Origin of the sequence: Nocardia sp. NRRL S-836 (assembly GCF_001279525.1) — a bacterium.
Classification (GTDB): Bacteria; Actinomycetota; Actinomycetes; order Mycobacteriales; family Pseudonocardiaceae; genus Lentzea.
Genome location: NZ_LGDY01000058.1, coordinates 217025 through 235249 on the forward strand (window position 1 = coordinate 217025; position 18225 = coordinate 235249).

Annotated in this window: 11 protein-coding genes; 7 read left to right on the forward strand and 4 right to left on the reverse strand. The window is 72.5% G+C overall.

Features of this window, described 5'->3' with window-relative positions; genetic code table 11:
- Positions 1–8: 8 nt before the first annotated feature.
- Together ADL03_RS07760 and ADL03_RS07765 are read left to right on the forward strand one after the other, a co-directional pair.
- Positions 9–7019 carry a hypothetical protein gene (locus tag ADL03_RS07760; RefSeq protein WP_053732660.1) on the forward strand — a complete coding sequence of 2337 codons (7011 nt, stop codon included), beginning with the start codon at positions 9–11 and terminating at the stop codon, positions 7017–7019.
- Positions 7016–7387: a hypothetical protein gene (locus ADL03_RS07765; RefSeq protein ID WP_053732661.1), complete on the forward strand. Its 372-nt coding sequence runs from the start codon at positions 7016–7018 to the stop codon at positions 7385–7387. Before ADL03_RS07760 ends, ADL03_RS07765 begins: the two co-directional genes overlap by 4 nt.
- 4 nt (positions 7388–7391) lie before the next feature.
- Here the strand turns inward: ADL03_RS07765 and ADL03_RS07770 are convergent, their stop codons facing one another.
- The 4 genes from ADL03_RS07770 to ADL03_RS07785 all read right to left on the reverse strand — a co-directional run bounded on the left by ADL03_RS07770 (position 7392) and on the right by ADL03_RS07785 (position 12173).
- Positions 7392–9143 carry a serine/threonine-protein kinase gene (locus tag ADL03_RS07770; protein ID WP_082372959.1) on the reverse strand — a complete coding sequence of 584 codons (1752 nt, stop codon included), beginning with the start codon at positions 9141–9143 and terminating at the stop codon, positions 7392–7394.
- Positions 9144–9201: 58 nt separating this feature from the next.
- Positions 9202–10170 carry a MoxR family ATPase gene (locus ADL03_RS07775; RefSeq protein WP_231641607.1) on the reverse strand — a complete coding sequence of 323 codons (969 nt, stop codon included), beginning with the start codon at positions 10168–10170 and terminating at the stop codon, positions 9202–9204.
- Between the two features lie 72 nt (positions 10171–10242).
- Positions 10243–11499, reverse strand: a complete 1257-nt coding sequence (locus tag ADL03_RS07780) for a sensor histidine kinase KdpD (protein ID WP_197288182.1) — start codon at positions 11497–11499, stop codon at positions 10243–10245.
- Complete coding sequence (locus tag ADL03_RS07785) at positions 11496–12173, reverse strand: response regulator transcription factor (protein ID WP_231641614.1); 678 nt, start codon at positions 12171–12173, stop codon at positions 11496–11498. Before ADL03_RS07785 ends, ADL03_RS07780 begins: the two co-directional genes overlap by 4 nt.
- 39 nt (positions 12174–12212) lie before the next feature.
- On the opposite strand from ADL03_RS07785, the gene ADL03_RS07790 reads away from it, so the two are divergent.
- The 5 genes from ADL03_RS07790 to ADL03_RS07810 are packed head-to-tail and all read left to right on the forward strand — an operon-like array spanning position 12213 to position 18221.
- Positions 12213–13931: an AfsR/SARP family transcriptional regulator gene (locus ADL03_RS07790; protein ID WP_053732663.1), complete on the forward strand. Its 1719-nt coding sequence runs from the start codon at positions 12213–12215 to the stop codon at positions 13929–13931.
- A 15-nt stretch (positions 13932–13946) separates the two neighbouring features.
- On the forward strand, positions 13947–15230 hold the full coding sequence (locus ADL03_RS07795; protein WP_053732664.1) for a type VII secretion protein EccE: 1284 nt from the start codon (positions 13947–13949) through the stop codon (positions 15228–15230).
- Positions 15227–15904, forward strand: a complete 678-nt coding sequence (locus ADL03_RS07800) for a LuxR C-terminal-related transcriptional regulator (RefSeq protein WP_082372961.1) — start codon at positions 15227–15229, stop codon at positions 15902–15904. The genes ADL03_RS07795 and ADL03_RS07800 overlap by 4 nt, the downstream gene beginning before the upstream one ends.
- Positions 15904–17544: a right-handed parallel beta-helix repeat-containing protein gene (locus ADL03_RS07805; RefSeq protein ID WP_053732666.1), complete on the forward strand. Its 1641-nt coding sequence runs from the start codon at positions 15904–15906 to the stop codon at positions 17542–17544. The genes ADL03_RS07800 and ADL03_RS07805 overlap by 1 nt, the downstream gene beginning before the upstream one ends.
- 20 nt (positions 17545–17564) lie before the next feature.
- Positions 17565–18221, forward strand: a complete 657-nt coding sequence (locus ADL03_RS07810) for a response regulator transcription factor (protein WP_053732703.1) — start codon at positions 17565–17567, stop codon at positions 18219–18221.
- Positions 18222–18225: the final 4 nt, after the last annotated feature.

Genomic DNA, 18225 nt, shown 5'->3' on the forward strand with positions numbered 1-18225 from the left:
GGTCTGCCATGGCGATGCCGGAACCCCACGACGACTTCGGCTTCTGGGAGTCCGTCAAGGACAAGTCGATCGACACGTTGTGGCCGCCGGACAACGAGTACGTCGCGTGGGCACTGGCCGAGGCGTGGAACGAGGCGGCCGCGGTGATGGAGACCGCCGCGAAGGCCTGGGAGACAGCGGGCACGCGACTGCCGAGCGCCTGGTTCGACATCGCGGGCGTCCAGTTCACCAGCGCGGTCAACTCGATGCCCCCGAACTACACCAACCTCGCCGCGAACATGAAGCTCCTCGCGGACGGCGTGAAGTCGTACGGCGACCAGCTCCACGAGGCGCGGATCTCCATCCTGTGGGAGCTCGCCGTCAACATCGGGCTCTTCGTGGCGTTGAGCTGGATTCCCGGCGGCGGGTTCCTCGCCGCCGCGCTGTCGCGCGCGGTCGCGGGCCGGCTCACCGCGATGATCACCGGGATGGCCGGCCGCATCGCCGCGGGTTTCGCCAAGCTCGGGGTCGAGATCGTCAAGGAGTCGTTCGACGAGGCGTTCAACAACACGGCCACCCAGCTGACGAGCATCCTGGTCGGCAGCCGCAAGGAGTTCAAGCTCGGCGAGCTCGGCCAGGCGACGTTCACCGGTGGCATCGGCGGCGTGCTCGGCGAGGGACTGGGCAAGGCGATGAAGCTCGGCAACACCGCTGTGCGCAAGGCCCTGCCGTCACTGCCGACTGCTCCGACCAGCGGGCTGGCGCGCACCCTCAACGTGGGCCTCAGTTCGGGGCTGAACAACGCCGTCACGTCTCCCAGCGCCGGGTACATCGCCGAGCACTGGGGCAACTACGGGGCGCTCGCCGATTTGAGCGGCTACGGCAAGGCCATCTCCGACGGCGGCATCGCCGCCGGTCTGGCCGGAGCACCTCGCTCGATGGCGATCGACCTCGTGCAGCAGCGCAACCCCGGACACGCGGCCCAGGCCGACGCCTGGGCGGACCGGCTCGTCGGCACACCGGCCCCACCGGACGGCGGCCCTCCAGGGGACGGCGGCGGCCCTCCGGGCGACGGCGAGCTCTCTGGCGGACCGGGCACAGCGCCTTCGGCGCAGACGGATCCGGCCACCGCCCCGCAGCAGCGGTACTCCCCCGACGGCGCACCGGTGGCGGACGGGACGACGACCGACAACAGGTCCGTCTCGGAGCACCCGTCCGAAACGGAACGCTCCACGACCCCACCGGGTGGACGCGGAATCGACGTGGACACGGGCGGCCGCACGACGCACCAGGGCCCGCTGCGGAGCGAGTCGCCGATCGCCGACCAGCACCCCGGCGAGCAGGACCGCCGCGCGGCTCCCGCCGAGCAGCAGAAGACCTCGGCGCCGGAGCACGGTCCGGTCGAACAGACGCCGGCTACCGCGTCTCCCGCCGAGGCGGTCGACGCCACCGGTACCGCGGACGCAGCCGCTCCGGCGGACACCACGGAAACCGCCGGCACCACCCAGGATCTGAACGCGCCCGCCCCGGCGGAGCCGGGACCGGCCGACCCGGCCCAGGACGCGCCGACGCAGGAAGCTCCGGTGCAGGGAACACCGGTGCAGGGAACACCGGTGCAGGGAACGCCGGTGCGAGGAGGGCCAGCACAGGGCACTCCGGCGCCGACCCGTGCGGCGCCGGTGCATTCGTCGTCCGGACCGGAGACCACCACCAAGGCGCCCCCGAAGTCCGAACCGCCGAAGTCCGAACCGCCGAAGCGGGCCGAGGAAACCGAGACCGCCGAACCAGCCCAAGACGAGTCGTCGCCGATTCAGGCGCAGGAGACCACCGCCGCGTCGCCGCAGGTCAACGCCACCCCGGCAGGCGCGGTGCTGGCCGCGACCGCCGCCACACCGCCCCCGGCCGCCCCGCGGCAGGAGAACAAGCCCAGGGCGGCCCCCACCCACACGAAGGTCACCACCGCTCCCTCGGCGACCGCGAACCCCGCGCCCGTCGGCGACACCGGCGAGACGACGGGCATCGAGTCCGGCCGGTTGCCCGCTCCCCAGGCGGGACCGCAGAGCCTCGGCGCGTTCACGAAGGGCCTGAGCCGCGACAGCTCCGGCCGCATCACCCACATCGGCGGTGTGCCGGTGCGGCAGAAGCTGCGCGAGCTCGCACACGAGCGCGCCAAGCTCTACGACGACCTGCGCAGACAGCCCGGCACCGCACTGGGCAGGGACAGGACCGGCGGCGTCGTCGCGCTGGTCGTGGACCTGACGACCGGCGAGGTCTTCGAGTCGACCAACGGCACCAACCCGTCGGTGGTCCTCAAGAAGTTCGTGCCGTCGATCCGTGCCCGGATCATGGCGATGTTCCACCACCCCGACGGGTTCGGCGGCAACACCGTCAACGGGCTGTCCACCGGGAAGCGGCGGTTCAAGGGCTTGGACTCGCCGTTCCGGCACGCCGAGGTGCGTGCCGCCGACGCCGCGCTCACCAAGAACCCGCACGCGGAGCTCGCCGACCTGGCCGCCGATGTCGTGTGGACCGGCGCCAAGGGGAAGAAGCCGCTGGCCCCGGCGGCGTTCTGCCCCAACTGCTCGGAGATCCTGCACGACGTCCGCAGCAACGGCGGCAAGAGGGTCTACCACCCGGTCGAGGGCACGGTCGACGGCCCGACCGGGTGGGAGGCCGGCGGTCAGCGGGACGACCCTCCTCCGGCGCCGCCGCACACCGCCGACGAAGGACGCGGTCCCAGCGACAACAGCCCGGAGGTCTCCCCTCCCACGCCCAGGCTGCGCGCTGCCGATGACACGGCCCCGGCACGGTCGCCGCGGACCTATCCCGTCGGCCCGGTGCCACACTCCCGGTTCCACGCGGACCCCACCGCGCTGCCCAACCGGCCCGACGCGCTCGTGCGGGCGTTGCAGGCCATGGGACAGGTCCAGGAAGACGCGGGCGTGGCCGGTGTCCGGCGGCTGCGCGGCCACCGGTTCCTGGTCACCAGGACCGACGGCTCCACGTTCGTCGTCAAGGTCGTCGCGGGCGAGACCAACGGCACGAACCCCGCGGAGGCGGTCGTCCCCGTGCACGGGACACCGACGATCCGGGTGTCACAGCAGGCCGGGGCACCCATCATCGCCAGGGCGGTGGCCAACGCGCTCGCGCAGGTGTCCGAGCGCCTGGCCGGCAACGAGGTGGCCGCGGACCGGCTGGGCGCCGACCGGCATCCGGGCAGCCACACCGACCTCTCCGCCGCCGACCACGGCAGGCAGGCAGAGCTCCGCGCCCTCGCACGGGAGCACGAGGAGGTCGCGCGCGTGCGGTTCCTCCGGCGGCGACGGATCGCGGCCGAGGTGCTGGCGCTGGTCGAGCACCTCGGTCTGCACGCGGACGATCCCGCTGGACCGCAGCGCCAGGCGCTGCTCGACCCCGCCGTCCGCGCGATCCTGGCGAAGCACGCCGGTCCCGGTGCGCGCAGGCCGAGCTGGGCCGGTGAACCGACCGGCACCCCGCGGGGGAAGGCGTTCCTCGCACACCTCGTCACGGAGGCGATGCCCGGCGTCGGTGGTGCGGCCGCGTTGCTCGGGGCGGGCCACCCGACGCTCGCACTGGGGGTCGGCGCCATCACGGTCAGCACGAGCGTCACGAGCACGCTGGCCAAACGCTGGTACGACAGCAGGGAACGGGCGCTGGTCGACGAAGGCCACGAGAAACTCGCCGCCCAACGCGCCCACGACGCGGCGCAGCGGCGCAAGAGGTTGCTCGACCCGCTGTGGGCGAGGGCCAGGTCCACCGGGATCGACGTCAGCGACACCGGCCCGGCCGAGCCCGCCCCGACGGGCGAGCGGCCTGCCGACCACCAGTCGCTGGGCGCACGTGTGGTCGGCAAGAGCCTGTCGTCGGCGGCGGGTGGCGTTGCGGCCGGTGTCTCGATGCTGGGTGGGCTCGGGTTCACGTACGCGGCGGCCTACCTGGCGGTGGCCGGTGCGGCCGCCCTGGCCGGGCCGCACCTGGAGAAGGTGCTGAGGTCGAGGACGACGCGCCGGGAGTGGGCGAAGTTCGACGAGGTCGCGAAGGAGCTCGCAGCCGAGGCTGCGGACTACGACAATGCCTTCGCCGCGAAGCTGAGCGCGTTGCTGGACCGCGTCGACCGGCTGGCGGGCTCCGCACCGACCGGTACCGCGCCGACGACGCAGTCCTCCTCCACGACCGAGAGCCACGACGCCGGGCTGCACCACTTCGCCGCGAACGCCGTGCCGAACGCGGTCGGTGACCTCGCCAGAGGTGGTGCCGCCGCGCTGGACGCCCTCCGCTTCGGCGAGAGCGCGGCCAACGCGTTGCTCAACGGTGGTGTCCGTGCCGTACTCGGCATGGCCATCGCGGCGTTCCTCGACCGGAAATCGCTGCGCAGCGAGCAACAGGAGCTGATCGACCAGTTCGAGTTCGACCAGGCCGCCGAGCTCGACGAGCACGTCGCACTGGAGCGGGCCGTGCTCGACGCGCTGCTCGCCGAAGCCGACGGCCGGCTCACCGCGGCCGAAGCCGCGCAACAGGTGCGCGATCGGCTGCCGAGCAGGCGGCAGGACCGGAGCGGCCGCCCGACCGGATATGGGAGCCGGCAGGGGACCGGCAAGGCGAACATCAAGAGGGCCGGTGCGACCACGGCCGCGATCGCGGGCAGCGCGTGGGTGTTCGACCAGGGCTTGCTCCCGGTCGTCGTCGGCGCCACGGCGTCCGCCATGCTGGTGGCGAGCGTCCCCTTCAAGTACCTGTTCCGCCGCGCCGAGGTGCTGGCGGCGGACGAGCGGACGAACGCGGAACGCGCGCGGGAGCAGACCGCTGAGGCCGCCGAAACCGTGGCACTGCACGAGTTCCTGCAGCGGTTCATGGCCAGGGAGGTGCAGGCAGCGGTCACCGGTCAGGTGGATCCGCTGCCCGCCGCTCCTCGGGTGCCGAGGACCCTGGACCGCAGTGATCCGAGGTACCCCGGCCACATCGAGGCGTTGACCGCGCACGAACGGGAGAAGATGCTGCGCGAGCCGAGGCCGTGGTCGCTGCTCGGCGCCCGGTTGGCCGCGTTGCAGCGCATCGACCGGATGGCCGTGCGGGTGCGTGAGTTCGCAGCGCACGACCATCGCACCGGCCGCAGCGCGCCGGTGGTGCGAGCTCGCAACGACCTCGCCGCTCTGTGGAGCGCCTACCACGAGCTCGTGCAGGACGGAACGCCCATGCCCACAGACCACGAGCTGCACGTCGCCACCCGCCTGCGCGCCGGTTCCGACGCGGCGGAGAACGTTTTGCCGCAACGACTTCAGCAGATCCTGGACGAGAGCACGGTGACCCCCGCGGGTCGTGCCTTCTACCAGGCGGGCGACGAGATGCTGGCCGACGCGGACCAGGTGCCGCCGAAGCCCGGTTCCTACACGGTCGACGTGCACGGCAACGCGACCTCCGTGCGGATCGGCACGGAGCGCCTGACCGCCGATGACCTGGCCGCGATCATCGAGGCCGACCCGAACTGGCAGGGTCAGCCGATCAGGCTGCTGTCGTGCAACACCGGACACGACGACAACGGCTTCGCGCAACAGCTCGCCGACCGGCTCGGGGTCCCCGTCACCGCACCATCGGACTACGCGGGAACCTTCGCCGACGGCCGGCCGTTCGTGGCGACCGCGCGCGCCGACGAGAGCGGCAGGCTGGTGCCGAAGATCCCACCGGACGGCAACTGGCGGACCTTCACCCCCACCCCGGTCACCCTCGACAAGCCCGTGACCGAGCTGCCTGCCCGGATCGAGAACACCTACACACCCGGACCGGTCGCCCACCCGTCGGCCGAGCCTCCTGTCATCGGGGTCTCCGAACTGCCCCCGCCGCAGGTCGGCGCGCACCGCATCGGCATTTTCGCCACGGGGTTGACCCGCAACGAGGCCGGCCTGATCACGCACGTCCTCGGTGTGCCCGTCCGGGAGGTGCTGCGCGAACTCACCGTCGAACGAGCGAAGCTGTACTGGTCGCCGGACAACGCCCAGCTCCGCAAGGACCTCAAGGACAGGTACCGGGATCTGGTCAGGGAGCTGCAGACCCCGGCCGGCAGGGGGCTGGAGCGGGAGGAGATCCGGCACGAGATGAAGATCCTGCTCAAGAAGATCGACGAGCTGGACCAGCTGGAGAAGGCCCTCCCGAAGAAGGCCACCGGTGCCTGCCTCGCCCTCCAGCTGGACCTCGTCACCGGCGAGGTCTTCGAGGCCACCAACGGCAGGGAGGGTGCCAAGATCATCTGGCACAAGTTCCAAGCCGAGATCAAGCTGCGCATCGAGTCCATCCGCCGTCGACCGCACGGGTACCCGGGACCGGAGTACCGCGGTCACCCGCCAACGGAACGGCGCCAGTTCCCCGGCTACGACTCACCGTTCCGGCACGCCGAGGTGCGCGCGGCAGACGCCGCACTGGCGGCGCGACCCGACGCGCTGCTGTCCGATCTCGCCGCCGATGTCGTCTTCCTGAAGGCCGGCTATCCCCAGGCCCCGTTCTGCCCGAACTGCTCGGCGATCCTGCACGACGTGCGCAGCAACGTGCCCAAGTTCCACTACAACCCGGAAACAGACCGGTCCGCACAGGGACACACAGACGGATGGGAAGGGCACACCGACCACTCACCTCGGTTGCGCGACGCTCCTGACGGCCCGCCCGCGAAGCCCGACCTGCGGCCGAACCTGCACCTCCCCGATCACGAGGAGATCCGGTTCGGGGAAATGCGGCCGCTGTACACCGGCGCCGAGCGGCTGTGGCCGGACGAGCTGGCCGACACCGTGACGTCCAGTCCGGAGTGGACGGAGGACCCGATCAGGTTGACCGTGCACGACGGCTCGCTGGACACCGAGTTCCTCCAGCGGTTCACCGATCTGGTGGGCGTTCCGGTGTGGGTGCCCGACCGTGCGGTGGTCGAGGCGTTCCTGACGTGCTCTTCCGGCACGCTTGAGATCGCGCACGGGCACGCGCCACCACCGGACGGCCGTTGGCGGACAATCCACCCGAGGAACAAGGAGACCAGATGAGGATCGCCCGGCTCTTCGACGGCAGGGACGCCACCGGCGACCTGGTGTTCACCCCCGACCACCCCCGCGTCGAAGACCCGGTGCAACGCGCGCTGATCGCGGGTTTCCTGCGGTCCGGCAAGGTGGTCGTGCGCGTCCCCGGCCTGGACGTCGACCGCCTCGACCCGGCCCGCCCCGAGGTCGTACCGCTGTCGACGCTGACCGACGGCATCTGGATCTGGGGCGCCGCACTGCGCTACTACGTCGAGGTCCACGGCATCGCACCGGAACCCGACTTCATCGCACACATGGCGGCCTGCGGCTACCAGGCCGACACGCCGGCGGAAAGCGCGTGGCGGGAGGCTCTCGCCGTGCTGCGGGACTCGTGACGCCTCACTTGCGGCAGGTCGCGCCGCGAATGGCCTTCGGTTCGCTCTCGTAGAGCTGGTTGCCATCCGTGGCGCGGATGAGGAAGCAGTACTTGCGCCCCGGCTCCACCGGCACCGTGAACGTGAGGTTGCGGTGCGCCACCAGCGTCCTGGTCTGCTGCCCCTCGCCCGCGACCACGACACCGAACTCCAGCGTCGCGCTGCTGCGCCACGAGAGCTCGACCCTGTCGTCCTGGTCGACGGGTTCGGAGAGCTCCAGCTCGACCACCGCCGCGGTGGGAATGTCCTGCGCTGACGACGGCCGCTCCGGCACGGGCCCCGCCCCGGAGTCGACGCTGGGCGGCGTCAGGTAGACCGCCAACAACGCCACCAGGCCGACGAGCAACGCCCCGCCGGCCACGAGCTCGTACCGCACGCCGCGCCGCCGGGAGCGGGTGCCCTCGGTGTCGAAGACCACGGCCGCCCCGGACGGAGCCGGCGGCGGTGGTGTGAAGGGCGCGGGTGCCTGGTGCGGTGACACGGAGGACGAGCCGGGGTCGAACTCGCCCGCACCGTCCGGCCACGGCGCGGCCGACGGGGTCGGCGGTGCGTAGGGGGAGGCGGCGGCAGCCGACGGTTCCGGGGTGAGGGCTTGCGGCGCCTCGCCGGGTGCGGGCGGCCGGTCGAGGTCGAGCTCCCCTGCTCGCTGCGCCCAGTGCGCCGGCGCCGCACCGAAGTCGTCGAACTCCTCGCGCCCGACCGGTGCGGCGGTCACGGCGGGCAGGTCGAAGTCGTCGAACTCGCCCTGGTCCGCCGTTGACGGCTGCCGGGCACCCGATGGGTCGTTCCCGCCGCCCACCGGCGGCTGCGGAGCCGCGACCGGCAGCGGCGGCATCACAATCGGCTCCGGCGCCACCGGGACGGGTGGCAGCGGTGGCATCGCGATCGGTTCGGCCACCGGGGCCGGAGGAGGTGGAGTTCCCGGCCCCCAAGCCGCCAGCTGTCGCGCGACCGTCCCCGCATCCGCCGGTCGATGAGCCGGATCGATCGCCAGCAACCGCCCGACCAGCGTGGACAACGCCACCGGCACGTCCGGCCGCGCGATAGCGGGCACCGGTGTCCGCAACACCCGCAGCACCCGCTCGTTCTCCGGCTCCCCGAGCCGGCCGGGGTGTGGTGACCGCCCGGTCAACGCGAAGTGCAGCACCGCACCAAGGCCGTAGAGATCCGTGCGCTCGTCCAGCACGCTGGTGCGCAAAGCCTCAGGTGGCATGAACTCGATGACGTGCAACGGATCGCGCGGGAAAGCGTGCCGCAGCGTCACACCGAAGTCCGCGATCACGGGCTCACCGGACGCGCGGAACAACACGTTGTGCGGCGAGACCCCGCCGTGCACGACGCCGGCGGAGTGCGCCGCGGCAAGACCGGCAGCGATCGCCTGTCCCAGCAGGGCGACGTCGCCGGCCGAAAGCGGGCCGACGCGGGAGACCAGAGCCGCCAGGGACTGCGCGCACAGCTCCATCCGCAGCGCGTGCCTGCCGCCGGACAACGTCTCGACGCCGTCCACGCGCAGGACGGAAGGTGCGGACAGGCGCGACAGAGCGGTCCGCTCCCGCTCGAAGGCCGCCAGGGTGCGCTTGCCGAACCCCTTGGGAAACACCTTCAGGGCAACGGGAACGCCATCGGAGAATCCGGAGTAGACGGTCGCGACCGGCCCGTCACCGATCACGTCACCGGAGATCGTCGCCATTGCCATCCTCGCCACAACCGCAGTCATGCCTCCATGGTCCGCCAGTCCGCCGCCGCACAGGACCGTGCGACCGGAACCGGCCAGGCTAGGACACCAGGGGCACCGGGGTGGCCGCCAGCACCTCGTTCACCACGTCCGCGGCGCTGCGCTGGTTCAGCTCCGCCTCGGAGGTGAGGATCAACCGGTGTGCCAGCACGGGCTGGGCGACCTGCTTGATGTCGTCCGGCGTCACGAAACCGCGCCCGTAGGTGGCCGCCAGCGCCTGACCTGCCCGCACCAGCGCGATGCTGCCGCGAGGACTGGCACCGCAGCGCAACGCCACGTGCTGACGGGTCGCCGCGGTCAGCCGCGCGGCGTACTCGACGACCGCCGGGTCGAGGTGCGCCGAACGCACCTCCCGCACCGCCGCCCGGAGCGTGGCCGTGTCGACGACCGGCGACAGCTCGTCCGGGCTGACGCCGGCGCAGTCGCTCATGATCACCAACACCTCGGTGCCGAGGTCGGGGTAGCCGACGGACAGCCGCATCAGGAAGCGGTCGAGCTGGGCCTCGGGCAGGCGGTAGGTGCCCTCCATCTCGATCGGGTTCTGCGTCGCCACGACCAGGAACGGACGCGGCACCTCGTGGCGGACCGAGTCGACGGTGACCGTCCGCTCGGACATCACCTCGAGCAGCGCCGACTGGGTCTTCGGCGTGCCCCGGTTGATCTCGTCGGCGAGCACCACGTTGGCGAAGACCGCGCCGGGGTGGAACTCGAACTCCTCGGCTTTCTGGTGGTAGACCTGCACGCCGGTGATGTCGCCGGGCAGCAGGTCCGGGGTGAACTGGATGCGGTTCCAGCTCCCCCCGATGCTCCGCGCGAGACACCGGGCCAGCGTCGTCTTGCCGAGCCCCGGAACGTCCTCGATCAGCAGGTGCCCCTCCGCGAGCATCGCCGCGATCGCCAGCCGCACCAGCTCGGGCTTACCGCGCAACACGGTCTGCACGTTGTTCGAGATGAGCCGGTAGACCTCGCCTGCGGTCGACACGCGCACCCCTTCGTCAACTGCGGTCACCAACAACCCCCTCCTCGGCGACCGAGCGTAATGCATTGGGTACAAAAAAGATCCAGCCCGCGTACACCCAGGTCACGCGCCCGCCACGACCGGCAGGGCGAGCTCGAAGATCGCTCCGCCCTCCTCCGCGTTGTAGGCGCTCAACGTGCCGCCGTGCGCCTGCGCGACCCACCGCACGATCGACAGGCCCAGCCCCGACGAACCGCCGCCGGTGCCGAACCGGTCGAACGCGGCGTCGGCGAGCGAGCTGTCGACACCGGGGCCGTGGTCGGCGACCGTCACCCGGCCGTTCGCGACGATGACCTGGACGACCGCCTGCTCGTCCGGCTGGCGGCCGTAACGCAGGGCGTTGTCGAGCAGGTTGCCGATCGCCCGCTGGATCAGCGCCGGGTCGGCCAGCACCTTGCAGGGCGCGGTCGTCACCGTCACGCTCGCGCCACCGGCCGGGGTGTCCTCGACGAGGCCGGCCACCAGCTGGTCCAGCCAGACGGGTTGCACCGCGAGCTGGTCGACCCCTGCCGCGAGGCGTGCCCTGACCAGCAGGCCGTCGATGATGCTGCCCATCCGAGCGGCCAGCGTGACGGTGCGCGGCAACAGGTCCGCGCGCTCCGACGGGTTGCGCAGCGCCGTCTCGGCCAGCGCCCGCAGTGCCGCCACCGGGGTGCGCAGGTCGTGCGCGGTCTCGGCGAGCAGCACCTCCTGCTGCTCCAACGCGGCGGCAGCCGGCCGGATCGCGCGACCGGACAGCACGTGGCCCGCCAGCCCCAGCGCACCGATGAGCAGCACGCAGCCGCCGACCACGAGCAACGTCAGCCGATCGTGTGATGCCTCGGCGAGGGAAACGTCCGCGACCGCGATCACGCCACCCGCGTACCGACCACCGTGCCGGAACGGCTCGACCCGGAACCGCATCGACCGGCCATCGGCCGCGGTGGTGTACCCGAGCAGCAGGTTGCCGGACTTCACCGCGGCCTGGACCTGCACCTCCAGGTTCGCCGCGCTGACCGGGGGGCAGCCGCCGGCGCTGAAGAACCCCTTGAACTGGCCGGGACCGCCGGGCAGCACCGCGAACCCCGGGCACCCGTCGTTCAGCTCGTCCGCGGCGACGGCGGCGGTCGAGATCTCGCCGCGGCCGTCGTCCTTGACCAACCGCAGCACCGACGACGTCACCACCTCCAGGTCGGCGTCGACGCCCTGCTCGCGCTGCTCGGTGTCGTTGCCGATCACCAGTACCGCCAGCACGATCAGCACGACGGCGTTGACGACCGTCACGAGCAACGTCATCAGCAGCCGGAGCCTGCGCAGCCGATCGGCCGACGAGCCCTTCACGCCTCGGTCGCCAACCGGTAGCCGCGGCCGCGGACCGTGTGGATCAGCTCCGGCTGGCGGAGCTTGGCGCGCAGGCGTTTCACGACCGCCTCGACCACGTTCGCCATCGGGTCGTTCTCGGCGTCCCAGCAGTGCTCGATCAGCTCGGCCCGGCCGACGACCTGCTCGGCGCGCGTCATCAGGAACTCCAGCACGGCGAACTCCTTGCCGGACAGCGTGAGCAGCACCCCGGCCCGCCGCACCTCCCGGCGCGCGCAGTCGATCTCCAGGTCGGCCAGGCGCAGCACGGACGGACGGCCGTACCCCGCGCGGCGGCACAGGATGCGCACCCGCGCGGCCAGTTCGGCGACCGAGAACGGCTTCACCAGGTAGTCGTCGCCGCCGTGGGCGAAACCGGCGACCCGGTCGTCCACGCTGTCGCGCGCGGTGAGGAACAGCACCGGCACGCTCCAGCCCTCCTGGCGGCGCCGGTGCACGTAGGCGATCGAGTCACCATCGGGCAACATGCGGTCGAACACGACGCAGCTGTGACCACCTCTGCCCAGTGCGGCGTCGGCGGTGGCGAGGTCCGCCGCGGCGTCGACCTCGAACCCCGCGGCACCCAGCTCGACGGACACCGCGACGCGCAGGTCCTCGTTGTCCTCGACCACCATCACCCGCACCGCACGCCCCATGTCATCAAATCCTCATGTGCCCCGGCAGATCGTAGGGCCATGCGCTCCAGCACACTGTTCTCCGTACTCGGCCCGGTCACCCTCGGACCGGCCGAAGCGCCCGGCCCGCGTGCCCGCAAACCGCTCACCGTTCTGGCCGTCCTGTTGGTGAACGCTAACGCCTGGGTGCGCGCCGGGACGCTGATCGAGGCGACGTGGCCGGAACAGGACGTGCCCGCCTCGGCGAACGCCAACCTCAAGACCTACGTGTCGCAGCTGCGCAAAGCGCTGCCCGCGGACCGGATCGAGCACGCGGCCGGGTGCTACCGGCTGCGGGTCGAGCCGGGCGAGCTGGACGTCCACCACGTCGAGCGGCTCGCGACGACCGCGCGGCACGCCCTGCGGAACGGCGACCCGCGCACGGCCGTGGCGGCGGTGACCGACGCGCTCGGCCGGTGGCGGGGCCAGCCGTTCGGCGGGGTGGACGTCGAGGCACTGCGCGGGGCCTCCGCCCGGCTCGGCGAGCTGCGCACGGACCTGCGGGCGGTGCTGGCGGAGAGCTACGCCGCGCTGGGTGAGCTCACCGGGGCGATCGCGGTGTGGCGGACGCTGGTCGACGACGACCCGTTCACCGAGACGCACTGGGCGCGCTGGATGACGGCGTTGAACAGCGCGGGACGGCACACCGAGGCGTTGGCCGTGCACGACCGGGTCCGCGCGTTCCTGCGCCGCGAGCTCGGCGTGGAACCCGGCCGGGAACTCACCGCCGCACGTGACGTCGCCACCGCGGGCCTCACCGCGGCCGTGCGGCCCGCTCGCCGGGACCTGCCCCGCGACCTGCCCGACTTCACCGGCAGGGCCGCCGAGATCCACCGGCTGGAGTCCCTCGCCCAGCCCGGCGGAACCCGCGGCGGTGGCGTGGTGGTGGTCGACGGCGTGGCAGGGGCCGGCAAGTCCGCGCTGGCCGTGCACGTGGCGCACCGGCTCGCACCGCGCTATCCGGACGCCGCGCTGTACCTGGACCTGCGTGAGCTCCCGGCCGCGGCAGCGCTGGAGCACCTCCTCCGTGCTGTCGGCGCGGTGGTGCCCGCTGACCCGGCCGTTCGCGCCGCGCAGTGGCGGGCCGAGCTCGCCGGTCGGCGGGTGCTCCTGGTGCTCGACAACGCCGTCGACGCCCGCCAGGTGCGGCCGCTGCTGCCGGGCGGAGGAGACAGCCTCGTGCTGGTCACCACCCGCGTGCGGACACCGCTGGTCGACGGAGCCCACCGGCTCACCCTCGGCCCGATGCCCGCCCGTGAGGCCGCGCACCTGTTCGCGACGCTCCGCGGGGAACCGCACGGCACCGACGACCTCGCCACAGCGCGCCGGGGCCGGCGCGCCGCCGACCTCACCGCGGTCACCGAGGTCCTCCGGCTGTGCGGCAACCTGCCCGCCGCACTCCGCGCTGCGGCCGACCGGCTCCACAGCCGTCCGATGTGGACGGTGGCGGGGCTGGCCGCCCGTCTCGCCGACGGCAGCGCCCGGATCTGCGACCTGAGCCCGGCGGCCGACCAGCTCGCCGCCGCCTACCGCGACCTCTCCCCTGCCGCGCAACGGGTGCTGTCCGCGCTCGCCGCCGACACCGCCGTCCACCTGGACAGCCACGAGCAGCTGCTGCTGGAGGACCTGCTCGACCTCGGCCTGGTGACCCAGCCGGCAGCGGACCGCTTCGCCCCGCACCCGCTGGTCCGCGACCTCGTCCACGCCGCGCCGCCCGCGCGCCCGGCCAGGATCGCCTGATCCAAGGAGCACCTCGTGCACAACCACCAGGCGTTGAACGCACCCGGCACCGCTGTGGCGGCCCAGCAGCACGCCCACCAGGCCGCCGCACCGAAGCTGGTCGTGTCCGCCGCCGCGACGGCCGGCCCGGTCGTGCCACGGCCGGCGCCCGCACCGGTCGTCGTCGCTGCCCCGCCACCACCTCGCCCACCCACCGCTCCGACTCCCGTTCAGCAGCACGCCGTCCGGCCGCCCGCACCCGCGCGGCGACCCGAGCGGCGCGGCAACCCGGTCGTCCGCCGGATCACCGCGCTCCAGGTCGTCTGCTGGCAGATCGCGGTGACCGCCGTCGCGTTGTCGATCGGGCGGCCGTGGCCGGTCACCGCCGGCGCCGGCGTCGGCGCGGCCGCGCTGCTGGCCGTCACCGCGCTCCGGATCCGCGGCCGGTGGCTCTACCAGGTGCTGGCGCCGAGCGCCGGGTTCCTGCTGCGCACCCGGCGGCACAACCTGCCGGAGGACGGCAAAGCCCTCGCGCTGCTCGGCCTGCTCCTGCCGGGGTCCACCACGGTGACCGTCCACACCGGACAGGGCACGGCGCTGGTGATCAGCCACGCCGGCGGGCTGACCGCACTGGTCCGGCCGCGCTCCACCGGCCGCACCCAGGCACCGCCGCCGTTGCCCACGTCGCTGCTCCCGGCCGCGGACGGCACACCGCACCACCTCGGCATCCAGCTGGTGTTCCACTCGGGCGCCCGGTCCGACCAGCCCGCGAGGTTCTGGCTCACCGTGCACGCGTCGCGCACGGTCGATGCGCCCACCGACACCGAGCTGGAACCCGTGCTGCGCAACGCGGTGCGGCGTGTGGTCCGGTCGCTGAACCGGGCGGGTGTGCCTGCCGAGCCGATGCCCGCCGAAGCCGCGCTCGCCACCGTCGCCGCGCTCGGCCACGTGACCGGTGGACGCACCGAGGTCCGCGAGGACTGGGGTTTCTGGCGCACCGGCGTGGTCACGCACACGTGCTTCCGGCTCGCGGGCTGGGAGCGGCTCGCCGAGCACGAGGTGAACAACCTGCTCACCGGGCTGGCCGCACGAACGGCGGGGATCGCGGTCACCCTGACCATCGCGGCGCAGTCCGCTCCCGGCGTGCCACCGCTGACCGCCGTGCTCCGGCTCGCGGCACCGACGGAGTCCGCCGTCGAGGCCGCCACCTCCTACCTCACACGGCCGCTCGCCTCCTACGGCGTCCGGCTGGTCCGGCTCGACGGCTCACAGGTGGCCGCGGTGGCCGCTTCTCTTCCGATCGGAGGCTTTCCGCAATGACCACTTCCAGGACCGCACTCGCCCCGGTGCTGCCCATCGGCCGCGTGCCCGCCGAAACCAGGATCACCGCGCTGCTCGCCGCCGCCCAGCACGAGGTGCTGGTGATGAGCAGCCTCACCACCGCGGTCAACCACCCCCTCGGCGTGGTCCGCAGACACGACCACGACAACCTCCGCCGCGGGGTGCGCTACCGGCTCGTGGTGCCGGACGACGCACGCACGGCGCCGGTGCTCGGCCCTCAGCTGGGGATGCTCTCGCTGGCGGGCGCCGACGTCCGCACGGTCACCGAGGTGCCCACCGACGCCATGGTGATCGACGGCACGGTGGTCGTGCTGCCCGCCGAGCAGCAGTCGGCGGGGCGCGTCGCGATGTTCCGGCTGCCCAGTCTGGTCACCACGACCGTCGAGCTGTTCGAGCGGGTGTGGACGAGCGGTGTGCCGCTGGCCGCCTACGACCTGCCGGTGAGCGCGGAGCTCGGGATGAGGGAACGGGAGCTGCTCTCGCTGCTGTCCTCGGGCAGCACCGACGAGAAGGCGGCCGCACGCCTCGGCGTCTCGGTGCGGACCGTGCGCCGGATGGTCTCCGACATCATGAACCGGCTCGGCGCGCGCAGCCGCTTCCAGGCAGGCGTCAAGGCCGCTGACCGCGGCTGGCTGATGGAACGGACGGGCTGATGACCGTGACGACCTCCCGTGTCCTGCAGGTGGTACCGGACCGCCACGGCGCGTACCCGACGATCGGCGACGCGATCCGTGACGCGCCCGATGGCGGCGTGATCTCGGTGGCCGGCGGCACCTACGCGGAGACGTTCGAACTGGTGGACCGCAGGCTGACACTGCGGGCGCACGACGGCGCCGACGTCACCATCGACGGCACCGGTGCGGACTGGCCGGCACTGCGGGTGCGCGGCGGATCGCTGACGCTGCAGGGAATCCGGATCCAGGCCGACGCCGAGGGCATCGTCGCCGCGGGTGTGGCGCTGACCGTGGAGCTCTGCACGGTCACGACCCGGCGCGGCCCGGCCATCAGCGTGCGCGACAGCCAGGGGTTCGCCATCAGCCGGTGCAAGGTCTCGGGCGCGGCGCAGGGCATCACGGTGGACGGCTCGTCCGGCCGGATCGACGGCACGCGGATCGAGAACGTGGCGGGCGACGGCCTCGTGATCGGCCTCGGCGCGGACCCCGAAATCGCCAACTGCACGATTCTCGGCTGCGGCCAGCGGGGCGTGTACGTCTACCAGTACGCCCACCCCACGATCGAGGCCTGCGACATCTCCGGCACAGCGCACGACGGCATCGCCGTCGCGAACCACAGCCGCCCGGTCATCCGGCGCACGACGATCCACGACGTGCAGGGCGCGGGCATCTCCTTCGGCGCGGACTGCGCCGGTTCCGTGCTGGAGTGCAGGCTGACCAACACCGCCGAACCCGCGATCGCACTCGCCGACGGCGCCGCCCCCACGATCACCGAGGCCGTCCGCGCGGTGCGCTCCGGCGGCGACGACCTCGACGACCTGTTGAGCGACCTCGACAACATGGTCGGGCTGGCCGCGGTGAAGGCGGAGGTCCGCGCGGTCGTCGACGAGATCCAGGTCGACAAGTGGCGGCTCGGCGCGGGCCTCACCGTCGGCACGGTGAGCCAGCACCTGGTCTTCACCGGCGCACCGGGCACCGGCAAGACGACGGTCGCGCGCATCTACGGCAAGCTGCTCAAGGCACTCGGCGTGCTGCCGAGGGGCCAGTTCCGCGAGGTGTCGCGCCGCGACCTGGTCGGCCAGTACATCGGTCACACCGCGGAGAAGACGGCGACGGTGTTCGAGGAGTGCCTCGGCGGCGTGCTGTTCATCGACGAGGCCTACACGCTGTCCCGTTCGTCGGGCAACGGCGGCGACTTCGGCCAGGAAGCGATCGACACCCTGGTCAAGCTGATGGAGGACCACCGCGACGGGGTGGCCGTGATCGTCGCCGGCTACACCGAGGACATGGACGGCTTCATGGCCGCCAACCAGGGTCTCGCGTCCAGGTTCGCGAAGACCATCGAGTTCGAGAACTACGAGGCCGACGAGTTGTTGCTGATCATCGACCGGATGGCGACCGACGGCGACTACCGCCTGCACCCCGACACGCACCCGGTGCTGCTCGACCACTTCGCCCGCATCCGCGGCGGTTCGTCGTTCGGCAACGCCCGCGAGGCCCGCAAGCTCTTCGAGGGCATGCGCAAGGCCCAGTCACGACGCCTGCGCGCCCTCGGCCGGATGCCCGACACCGACGAACTGCGCGGCCTGCTCGTCGAAGACGTCACGTCCTGCTTGTAGGCACGCTACTGTGCGTGTTCGTGCGTGTTTTGGTGGTCGAGGACGACGAGAACCTCCGGTTGGCGCTCAGCGGTTCGTTGCGCGGCGCGGGCTTCGCCGTGGACGCGGTGGGCGACCTGCCCGCCGCCGACCAGGCGCTGTGGGTCAACTCCTACGACTGCGCCGTCTTCGACCGCATGCTCCCGGCCGGTGACTCGCTGGCCTACGTGCGCGCACAGCGGGCGGCCGGCTCGACCGTGCCGGTCCTGTTCCTCACCGCGCGTGACGGCGTGGCCGACCGCGTCGCCGGGCTCGAACACGGCGACGACTACCTCGTGAAGCCCTTCGCCATGGCCGAGCTGGTGGCGAGGGTCGGCAGCCTGTGCAGGCGGGTGAGCTCCGGACGTCCGGCGGTGCTGCGGTGCGGTGACCTGGAGATCGACCTCGGACGGCACCAGGTGCGGCGGGCCGGCGTGCTGCTCACGCTCACCGCCAAGGAGTTCGCCGTGCTCGAACTGCTGGTGACACAGCAGGGAAAGCCCGTGACGCACGACGAGCTGATCGCTCACGCGTGGGACGAGGTGGTCACGCCCAGGTCGAACGTGCTGCCGGTGCTGATCGGCCAGCTCCGGCGCAAGCTGCACCAGCCGCCGATGATCCACACGGTGCCCGAGGTGGGGTACCGGATCGATCCGTAGCTGC

Excerpts from the sequence above, each read along its gene's own strand:
- ADL03_RS07770 (WP_082372959.1), bottom strand. The coding sequence starts at position 9,143 with ATGACTGCGGTTGTGGCGAGGATGGCAATGGCGACGATCTCCGGTGAC.
- ADL03_RS07805 (WP_053732666.1), top strand. The coding sequence starts at position 15,904 with ATGACCGTGACGACCTCCCGTGTCCTGCAGGTGGTACCGGACCGCCAC.
- ADL03_RS07765 (WP_053732661.1), top strand. The coding sequence starts at position 7,016 with ATGAGGATCGCCCGGCTCTTCGACGGCAGGGACGCCACCGGCGACCTG.
- ADL03_RS07800 (WP_082372961.1), top strand. The coding sequence starts at position 15,227 with ATGACCACTTCCAGGACCGCACTCGCCCCGGTGCTGCCCATCGGCCGC.
- ADL03_RS07760 (WP_053732660.1), top strand. The coding sequence starts at position 9 with ATGGCGATGCCGGAACCCCACGACGACTTCGGCTTCTGGGAGTCCGTC.
- ADL03_RS07790 (WP_053732663.1), top strand. The coding sequence starts at position 12,213 with ATGCGCTCCAGCACACTGTTCTCCGTACTCGGCCCGGTCACCCTCGGA.
- ADL03_RS07785 (WP_231641614.1), bottom strand. The coding sequence starts at position 12,173 with ATGGGGCGTGCGGTGCGGGTGATGGTGGTCGAGGACAACGAGGACCTG.